Genomic DNA, 1,412 nt, shown 5'->3' with positions numbered 1-1,412 from the left:
GACGCGGTCGTATCGGAGTGCGCAGCCGTTGCGGGTGGTTGGGGAGATTGTGGAGTGGGAGCTGTATGACGCGGAGTTCGTTCGGCAGTTGAGGGCGTTTGTTGCTTCGGGGAGTGGGGAGATCATCAATTGATGAAGAGAACGTACCTACTTTGGCTGACGGAAGAGCAATAGAGCAGGCTTTCGAACTATATCCGCGTTCGATAGTGGGCATCTCCATCGACCAGCAATCGCCTTGGCCCACTGCCGTACTTAACCTCCACTTCCGTCTAGAAGCAGACGCACGCGCTTCCCACGATAGCGTTCCCTCATCTGCTGCTTGAAATCCCCTCATGACAATCGACGGCGGCCTCCCCTCGAAGGGTGGACACGCTCTGCCATCACTAAAATGTCACGTCAGGCGCTCGCTATTTCGCGATCGACGAAGGACAGGCCCCGCTTCCGGGACGTGACATCTGGCTGTGCTATCTGGACACAGCATCCTGCAATGGCCCCAATGGCCACGTAGGTAAATGCCCACATTACTACCGGAAATGCTCCTATTGACGTTTCCGAACCCGACTGAGAATGTCCGTCTGCTATCGATCTGACTCCAGAAAGGATACGAACGAGCACCGAGCAACCAACCGTTTGGAGCCAATGACCGGCCGACTGTGGTTTATGGAAGGAACCAGAATGCAGCGGAATCAATGAACATCTAATGCAGTAGAAGTCAAGGGACAAACTTCGACCTGAAAACCGGCACCACTCAAGGACAAGGATCATGATTCGATCAATTGTGCATAGAGTCCTAGTCGTCACATTCCTCACGTCGCTGCCGCCAACCGCCATGGCTGCAGACGGCCAAGAAGGGCTTTCAGCCCAAACCATCACATATGCTAGGACATATGGCGTAGACGCTCGGGAGGCAGAGGCAAGACAGGCACGCACCCTTGAAGCAGGCACGCTTGAACGCGTTATCGAGTCAAAGAGTCCCGATACCTTCGCGGGGCTCTATATCCAGCACTCACCAAGGTTCAGGGTGGTTGTTCGGTTCACGGGGAATGCGGAAACTCAGCTATCACGATTCACCAATGACCCCATCTACGTCGCCGAGCAAGCGCCACGGTCTCTCGAGCTTTTGCTCGCGGTTCAAGATGAGATTGCCGCGCAGCTAAGCGCACGGAAGATCAACTTCGAGACCGGCATAGACATCAGAAAGTCGGAAGTAAATCTTCTAACGGACGATCCACAGGCGGCATCATCAGCCCTGGCCAAACTAATCAGAAGTACCAATTTCATAAATCTTATAAAAGTCCAAGGTCGAATTACCCCAACCGCCCTTCTTGGTGGCAGCCACGTCAACGGCCATCCGGTAATACCAGGCGTTTCGCAGAACTGCACCACCGGGTTCAACGTCAAAGACGCGAACC

The 1,412-nt window shown here is 54.2% G+C and carries 1 protein-coding gene; it reads left to right on the top strand.

The genetic code is table 11. The annotated features are described in order from the left end of the window. Positions 1-763: 763 nt before the first annotated feature. Positions 764-1,412 (top strand): hypothetical protein (locus tag ACZ4VL_RS40725; protein ID WP_468211081.1); only part of this gene is annotated, 649 nt, incomplete at its 3' end.

The sequence above is a fragment of the Streptomyces sp. NPDC029014 genome (assembly GCF_055564695.1).
The sequence above is the reverse complement of the archived record's forward strand: the minus strand, read 5'-3'. Positions and strand labels throughout refer to the sequence as shown.